Below are 8,289 nucleotides of genomic sequence, written 5' to 3'. Positions count from 1 at the left end.
TCGCCACGATGTTTCAGGTCGATGTCCGGTGCCAGACACCTCGGTCGGCTCCCTCTACCTCCGGGAGAGGGATGGGCGGGCGGCGTTCCGATGAGGGGAAGGGGTTCACTCAACCTTCAATCTGCCGCAACCGTTTATAGAGCGTATTGCGGCTAACACCCAAACGTCGCGCCAGATGCGAAATATTGCCCCCGGAAGCCTTCAACTCCCGGTTCAACGCTTCCACATCATTCAAATCCAGCCCCAACGGCGCCGCGCTCTCAACCGGCTCCATCTCCAGATCCACAAAAAAATCATCCGGCAAATGCTCCAGCCTCACCGGCTGTTCCTCAGCCATCGCCAACGCCACCTGCATCACACTACTGACCTGACGCAAATTCCCCGGCCACGGATGACGGCTGAACAGCTCCAGCACTTCCTGGCTCAACCCCGCCCACTGCGTCGGTTCACGATGCTGTTCCCACAATCGCTTAAACAACGCCTCCTTGTCACTGCGCTCCCTCAGCGGCGGCAGTTCCAGGGTCAAACCACCAATGCGGTAATACAAATCCTCACGAAACCGCCCCAACTGCACTTGTTCACGCAGAGAACGGTTAGTCGCCGAAATAATCCGCAAATCCACCGGGAACAATTCGCTACTGCCCACCGGTTGCACGCAGCGCTCCTGCAACACCCGCAACAACCGCGCCTGCGTCGGCAACGGCATATCGCCAATCTCGTCGAGAAACAGCGTGCCTTTGTCCGCCTTGCGAATCAGCCCTATGCTGCCTTTCTGATTCGCGCCGGTGAATGCGCCTTTCTCATAACCGAATAACTCGGACTCGACCAATTCGGCGGGGATCGCCGCACAGTTGACGGCAATGAAGGCTTGTTTGCTGCGAGAGCTAGCCTGGTGCAGGGCTTTGACGAAGACCTCTTTGCCGACCCCGGTTTCGCCATGGATCAGCAGCGGAATGTCTTTTTCCAGTAACCGCTCAGCCTGCCGCACGGCTTTTTCCACGCGACTGTCGCCGAAGTGCAGGGTGTTGAGGCTGATGGCGGTGGGCGCGGCGGTTTTGGGTTCAGCAGCAAAAACGCGCGGTTGAATCGACGCCTGTTTCGGCCGCTTCAACAAACATTGAAAACGGTTACGCCCAGAGGTCTGCAAGGCAAACGGCAAACCGTCCGGCTGGTTGATCAATTCCAGCAGTGACACTTTGAACAGGCTCTCAACGCTGACCCGCGACAAACGCACGCCGAGCAAATTGTCCGCCCGGCGATTGGCCGACAGCACCTGACCGCTCTCATCAAAGATCAACAACCCGGCCCACTGACTGTCGAGGTTGTTCAACCCGGTGTTGAAAGTCAGTTGAAAATGCTGGCCATGGAACAGGTTGAGGATCAGCCGGTTTTCCACGGTCTGGCTCATCATCTTGACCATGCCCAGCGTGTGCGAGGGCGGCAGATAGCTGTCGCTGGACACATCGAGCACCGCGATCACCTTGCGCTCGGCGTCGAAAATCGGCGCGGCGGACCCGGTCATGAAGCGGTTGGCTTTCAGAAAGTGTTCATCGTGTTCAATGTGCACCGCTTGCTCACACGCCAGTGCCGTGCCGATCGCATTGGTACCGCTGCAGCGCTCCATCCAGCTCGCCCCAGCCTGAAAACCCCTGGCCAGATTCGGTTCGATAAAGCGTTGCGTGCCCCACGAGGTCAGCACCTGGCCCTGATTGTCAGCGAGCATGATCAGGCAGTTGGAGTTGCTGAGGATGTTTTCGTAGTAGGGCAGGACTTCCTGGTGCGTGGTCTGCACCAGTGAATGATGGCTGTCGAGCAACTGCGCAATGCCGGCGGCAGGCAGTTGATCGAAGGCTGGCGTGCTTTGGTGGTCGAGACCGAACGCGCGACAACGTTGCCAGGACGTCTGGACGATCGCGTCGTGGGACAGCGGCGGGGCAGGTGCGGCCATGGCAGTCAGCCTCTGATGCAGCATTCTTATTATTGTTATTCGATCCTACAGGGGGATCGGTTCGCAAAAAGCGTTCATAGAGTGTTGTTCACTATTGTTCATTGTCAATCGGTCAACTGTTCAAATGTGTTCAGCAATGAACGCCGTTTCCCCACGCTTTCACCGATTTTCGCGACAAATCAATCACTTAGTATTTTTGGCACGAAACTCGCTCCCGTGCACAGGTCGATTGACTCCAATAATAAAAAGGCCGAGCCATGTCACTCACCCTGGAGCACGTCAGCCGTACCGTCGAGGGCCAGACCTGGATCGACGATGCATGCCTGAAATTCGAACCCGGTTCGTTCAACGTTTTGCTCGGCCGCACCCTGTCCGGCAAAACCAGCCTCATGCGTTTAATGGCCGGGCTCGATAAGCCCGACAGCGGTCGCATCCTGATGAACGGCGTCGACGTCACCCAGCGCCCGGTGCGTTTGCGCAACGTGTCGATGGTTTATCAGCAGTTCATCAACTACCCGACCATGACCGTGTTCGAGAACATCGCCTCGCCGCTGCGGCAGGCTGGTGTCTCGAAAGAGATCATCCATAGCAAAGTGCAGGAAACTGCGAAGATGCTGCGCATCGAGAAGTTTCTGCAGCGCTATCCGCTGGAGCTGTCCGGCGGTCAACAGCAGCGTACGGCCATGGCCCGCGCGTTGGTCAAGGACGCCGAGCTGATCCTGTTCGATGAGCCGCTGGTCAACCTCGACTACAAACTGCGCGAAGAGCTGCGTCAGGAAATGCGCGAGCTGTTCAAGGCGCGCCACACCATCGCGATCTACGCCACCACCGAACCCAACGAAGCGCTGGCACTCGGCGGCACCACGACGATTCTTCACGAAGGCCGGGTGATTCAGAGCGGCCCGTCGACTTCGGTCTATCACCAGCCGCAAACCGTGCTCGCCGCCGAATTGTTCTCCGAGCCGCCGATCAACCTGATGCCCGGGCGCATCGCCGGCAACGAAGTCAGCTTCGCCAATTTTGTGCACTTCCCGTTGAACGTCGATCTGCGCCCGGTGGGCGAGGGCGAGTTCCGCTTTGGCGTGCGCCCCAGCCACATCTCGCTGGTGCCGAGCAACGATGACGACCTCGAACTGGCAGTCACCGTCGAAGTTGCCGAGATCAGCGGTTCGGAAACCTTCCTGCATGTGCGCAACGAGCATTTCCTGCTGGTGCTGCACTTGCCCGGCGTTCACGAATACGACGTCGATGCGCCGATCCGCATTTACATCCCGACCCACAAACTGTTCGTTTTCGATGCGCAGGGCCGTCTGGTGCAAGCACCGGGCCGGCGTGTCGCGAGGGTTGCCTGATGGCCGAAATCCGTTTGCAGCACCTCGCCCACAGCTACAGCAAAACCCCGAGCGGCGCCGAGGATTATGCGATCCGCGAGATGGATCACGTCTGGGAGCAGGGCGGTGCTTACGCCTTGCTCGGGCCGTCGGGTTGCGGCAAGTCGACCTTGCTCAACATCATCTCCGGACTGCTCAGCCCCTCGCAGGGCCATGTGTTGTTCGACGGCAAAGCGGTCAACGACTTGACGCCGGAGAAGCGCAACATCGCCCAGGTTTTCCAGTTTCCGGTGGTCTACGACACCATGACCGTGTTCGATAACCTGGCTTTCCCTCTGCGAAATCAGGGCATGGCCGAGGCGAAAGTGCACAGCAAGGTGCAGGAAATTGCCGAAGTCCTCGACCTGCAAAACCTCCTGAGCAAGAAGGCGCGCAACCTCACCGCCGACGAAAAACAGAAAGTCTCGATGGGCCGTGGTCTGGTCCGTGACGATGTCTCGGCGATCCTCTTCGACGAGCCGCTGACGGTGATCGATCCGCACCTGAAGTGGAAACTGCGGCGCAAGCTCAAGCAGATCCACGAGCAGTTCAACATCACCATGGTCTACGTGACCCACGATCAACTGGAGGCCTCGACCTTCGCCGACAAGATTGCGGTGATGTACGGCGGTCAGATCGTCCAGTTCGGCACGCCACGGGAATTGTTCGAGCGGCCGAGCCACACCTTTGTCGGCTATTTCATCGGCAGCCCCGGGATGAACCTGATCGAGGTGCAGCCGCAGCCCGGCGGCGTCGGTTTCGCCTCGACGCACCTGCCGTTGTCCGACGCCATGCAGCGCCATATCGAACACGGTCAGTGGAAAAATCTGAAGGTCGGCATCCGCCCGGAGTTTATTCATGTCTGGGACGAGCCGTTTGATGACGCGATGCAGGCCAGGGTCGTACACGTCGAAGACCTCGGCACCTACAAGATCATGACCCTCGACCTCGACGGCGCGCCGTTGAAAGTGCGACTGGCCGAAGACAAACCGGTGCCGCAGGGCACGGCGTACATCAGTTTCCCGGCGCAGTGGTTGATGGTTTATGCCGATGAATTTCTGCTCGAAGCCGACGATGAGGTGCAGCCATGAACAAGGTGCAGAACAACAAGGCCTGGTGGCTGGTGTTGCCGGTGTTCCTGCTGGTGGCATTCAGTGCGGTGATCCCGATGATGACCGTGGTCAACTATTCGGTGCAGGACATCTTCGACCAGTCCAGTCGCTACTTCGTCGGCGCTGACTGGTACAAGCAGGTTCTGCTCGATCCACGTTTGCACGACTCATTACTGCGCCAGTTCATCTACTCCGCGTGTGTGTTGCTGATCGAAATTCCGCTGGGCATTGCCGTTGCGCTGACCATGCCGACCAAGGGCCGCTGGTCGTCGGTGGTGCTGATCATTCTGGCGATTCCGTTGCTGATCCCGTGGAACGTGGTCGGCACCATCTGGCAGATCTTCGGCCGTGCCGACATTGGTTTGCTCGGTTCCAGCCTCAACGCGATGGGCATCAGCTACAACTACGCGGCAAACACCATGGACGCCTGGGTGACAGTGCTGGTGATGGACGTCTGGCACTGGACTTCGTTGGTGGCGCTGTTGTGTTTCTCCGGGTTGCGGGCGATTCCCGACGTGTATTACCAGGCCGCGCGGATCGACCGGGCCTCGGCCTGGGCGGTGTTCCGCCATATCCAATTGCCCAAACTGAAGAGCGTGCTGCTGATCGCGGTGATGCTGCGCTTCATGGACAGCTTCATGATCTACACCGAGCCGTTCGTGCTCACCGGCGGCGGGCCGGGCAATGCCACGACCTTCCTGAGTCAGACGTTGACCCAGATGGCCGTAGGGCAATTCGACCTCGGTCCGGCAGCGGCGTTTTCGCTGGTGTACTTCCTGATCATCCTGTTGGTGTCCTGGCTGTTCTACACCGCCATGACGCACTCCGACGCCAACCGCTGAGGCCCGGCCATGAGCAAGAGAAAGCTGATTCCATTGCTGGTGTACATCCTGTTCCTGCTGGTGCCGATCTACTGGCTGCTGAACATGTCGTTCAAGAGCAACACCGAAATCCTTGGTGGCCTCACACTTTTCCCACAGGACTTCACGCTGGCGAACTACAAGGTGATCTTCACCGATCCGAGCTGGTACACCGGATATCTGAACTCGCTGTATTACGTCAGCCTGAACACGGTGATCTCGCTGAGCGTGGCGTTGCCGGCGGCGTATGCGTTTTCGCGCTACCGTTTTCTCGGCGACAAGCACCTGTTTTTCTGGCTGCTGACCAACCGCATGGCGCCGCCGGCGGTGTTTCTGCTGCCGTTTTTCCAGTTGTATTCGTCGATTGGGCTGTTCGATACGCACATCGCCGTGGCCTTGGCGCATTGCCTGTTTAACGTGCCATTGGCGGTGTGGATTCTGGAGGGCTTTATGTCCGGTGTGCCCAAAGAAATCGACGAAACCGCCTACATCGACGGCTACAGTTTTCCCAAGTTCTTCGTGAAGATTTTCATCCCGCTGATCGGCTCCGGCATCGGTGTGACGGCGTTTTTCTGCTTTATGTTTTCCTGGGTCGAACTGCTGCTCGCGCGCACCTTGACCTCGGTAAACGCCAAACCGATCGCCGCCGTCATGACGCGCACGGTGTCGGCGTCGGGTATCGATTGGGGCGTGCTGGCAGCGGCGGGGGTGTTGACCATTCTGCCGGGCATGCTGGTGATCTGGTTTGTTCGCAACCACGTGGCCAAGGGCTTTGCCCTCGGTCGGGTCTGAGGAGCTGATGATGGAATGGATGAGCTGGACCACGCCTACCGCAGCATTCTTCATCGTCATCGGCTTGATTCTGGTCGGCATGACCACTTGGGAATTGCGCTCGCCGAGCATCCTGCGGCGAGGTTTTCTGCCGATTGCCACCACCCGTGGCGATCGCTTGTTTATCGGTCTTCTCGGCAGCGCCTACCTGCATTTGCTGGTGATCGGCGCCACCGACTGGAGCATCTGGGTGGCGTCCGCGTTGTCCCTGGTGTGGCTGTTGGCTGTGATGCGTTGGGGCTAGTCGAGTCGTTCGGCAATGCGGCTCCACAACTTAAACAGGAGGTCTCTATGTTCGACAAAAACAATAAGCTGCGACATAGCATTTCATTGGCAGCCATGCTGGCACTCAGCGGTTTGAGCGCATCCGCCTGGGCCGATGCCTACGAGGACGCGGCGAAAAAATGGATCGGCAGTGAATTCAAACCGTCGACCCTGACGGCCGAGCAGCAACTCGAAGAGCTGAAGTGGTTCATCAAGGCGGCTGAACCGTTTCGCGGCATGGACATCAAGGTCGTTTCCGAGACCCTGACCACCCACGAATACGAGTCGAAAGTGCTGGCCAAGGCGTTCAGCGAAATCACCGGGATCAAGCTCACCCACGACCTGCTGCAAGAAGGCGACGTGGTGGAAAAAATGCAGACGGTGATGCAGTCCGACAAGAATATCTATGACGGCTGGGTCAACGACTCGGACCTGATCGGTACGCACTTTCGCTACGGCAAGACCGAATCGATCACCGACCTGATGGCCAACGAAGGCAAGAACTTCACTTCGCCGACCCTCGACATCAAGGACTTCATCGGTATCTCGTTCACCACCGCGCCGGACGGCAAGATCTATCAACTTCCCGACCAGCAATTCGCCAACCTCTATTGGTTCCGCGCCGACTGGTTCGAACGCGCCGATCTGAAAGCCAAGTTCAAGGAAAAGTACGGCTACGAATTGGGCGTGCCGGTGAACTGGTCAGCCTATGAAGACATCGCCAAATTCTTCAGCGAAGACGTCAAGGAAATCGACGGCAAGCGCGTGTACGGGCACATGGATTACGGCAAGAAAGACCCGTCGCTGGGCTGGCGCTTCACCGATGCCTGGTTCTCCATGGCCGGCGGCGGTGACAAAGGCCTGCCCAACGGTTTGCCGGTGGACGAATGGGGGATTCGTGTTGAGGATTGCCATCCGGTCGGCTCCAGTGTGACCCGTGGCGGCGATACCAACGGCCCGGCCGCGGTGTTCGCCACCACCAAGTATGTCGACTGGTTGAAGAAGTACGCGCCACCGGAAGCGGCGGGCATGACCTTCTCCGAGTCGGGCCCGGTGCCGTCGCAGGGCAACATTGCTCAGCAGATTTTCTGGTACACCGCGTTCACCGCCGACATGACCAAACCGGGCCTGCCGGTGGTCAACGCTGACGGCACGCCGAAATGGCGGATGGCGCCATCGCCGCGTGGGCCGTATTGGGAAGAGGGCATGAAGCTCGGTTATCAGGATGTGGGTTCGTGGACGTTCATGAAATCCACGCCTGAGAAACAGAAACTGGCGGCGTGGCTGTACGCGCAATTCGTCACGTCGAAAACCGTGTCGCTGAAGAAAACCATCGTCGGTCTGACGCCGATTCGCGAGTCGGACATCAACTCGCAGGCGATGACCGATCTGGCGCCGAAACTCGGTGGTCTGGTCGAGTTCTACCGCAGCCCGGCCCGCGTGCAATGGACCCCGACCGGCACCAACGTGCCGGACTACCCGCGTTTGGCGCAACTGTGGTGGAGCCACATCGCCGAAGCGGCCAGCGGCGAGAAGACCCCGCAACAGGCGCTGGATGGCTTGGCCAAGGATCAGGACGCGATCATGACGCGTCTGGAACGCTCCAAAGCCCAGGCGGTTTGTGCACCGAAGATGAATCCGGAGCGCGATGCTCAGTACTGGTTTGATCAACCGGGCGCACCGAAACCGAAACTGGCCAACGAGAAGCCGAAAGGCGAGACCGTGAGCTACAACGAACTGCTGAAATCGTGGGCGGATGCGCGTAAGTGATAGTGGAACTGTGAAAGGCGAACGGCACCGGAAGGTGCCGTTTTTTTTTGCTGCCTGATCTACCGCTTTCGCTGGCAAGCCAGCTCCCACAGTTTTCTGTGATGTTCACAAACTCCGGGCACGCCGCAGATCAC

At 58.8% G+C, this 8,289-nt stretch carries 7 protein-coding genes; 6 read left to right on the top strand and 1 reads right to left on the bottom strand.

Going from position 1 to position 8,289, the window contains the following annotated elements; genetic code table 11:
• Positions 1-109: 109 nt before the first annotated feature.
• Positions 110-1,948, bottom strand: a complete 1,839-nt coding sequence (locus tag PMI23_RS25580) for a sigma-54-dependent Fis family transcriptional regulator (RefSeq protein WP_007912478.1) — start codon at positions 1,946-1,948, stop codon at positions 110-112.
• 257 nt (positions 1,949-2,205) lie between these two features.
• Between PMI23_RS25580 and PMI23_RS25575 the strand changes: the two genes are divergently transcribed.
• Genes PMI23_RS25575 through PMI23_RS25550 form a run of 6 tightly spaced genes read left to right on the top strand, consistent with a single transcriptional unit; the run spans position 2,206 to position 8,155 of the window.
• A complete protein-coding gene (locus PMI23_RS25575) occupies positions 2,206-3,300 on the top strand; it encodes an ABC transporter ATP-binding protein (protein WP_007912480.1) in 1,095 nt (364 codons plus the stop codon).
• A complete protein-coding gene (locus PMI23_RS25570) occupies positions 3,300-4,409 on the top strand; it encodes an ABC transporter ATP-binding protein (protein WP_007912482.1) in 1,110 nt (369 codons plus the stop codon). Before PMI23_RS25575 ends, PMI23_RS25570 begins: the two co-directional genes overlap by 1 nt.
• The gene (locus PMI23_RS25565) at positions 4,406-5,272 is read left to right on the top strand and encodes a carbohydrate ABC transporter permease (RefSeq protein ID WP_007912484.1); all 867 of its coding nucleotides are present in this window, start codon (positions 4,406-4,408) and stop codon (positions 5,270-5,272) included. The genes PMI23_RS25570 and PMI23_RS25565 overlap by 4 nt, the downstream gene beginning before the upstream one ends.
• 9 nt (positions 5,273-5,281) lie before the next feature.
• Complete coding sequence (locus PMI23_RS25560; RefSeq protein ID WP_003192012.1) at positions 5,282-6,082, top strand: carbohydrate ABC transporter permease; 801 nt, start codon at positions 5,282-5,284, stop codon at positions 6,080-6,082.
• A gap of 10 nt (positions 6,083-6,092) precedes the next feature.
• The gene (locus PMI23_RS25555; protein WP_007912485.1) at positions 6,093-6,365 is read left to right on the top strand and encodes a DUF2160 domain-containing protein; all 273 of its coding nucleotides are present in this window, start codon (positions 6,093-6,095) and stop codon (positions 6,363-6,365) included.
• 47 nt (positions 6,366-6,412) lie between these two features.
• Positions 6,413-8,155, top strand: coding sequence for an ABC transporter substrate-binding protein (locus tag PMI23_RS25550; RefSeq protein WP_007912488.1), 1,743 nt, complete (start codon positions 6,413-6,415; stop codon positions 8,153-8,155).
• Positions 8,156-8,289: the final 134 nt, after the last annotated feature.

This window comes from Pseudomonas sp. GM24, assembly GCF_000282235.1.
Taxonomy (GTDB): domain Bacteria; phylum Pseudomonadota; class Gammaproteobacteria; order Pseudomonadales; family Pseudomonadaceae; genus Aquipseudomonas.
The sequence above is the reverse complement of the archived record's forward strand: the minus strand, read 5'-3'. Positions and strand labels throughout refer to the sequence as shown.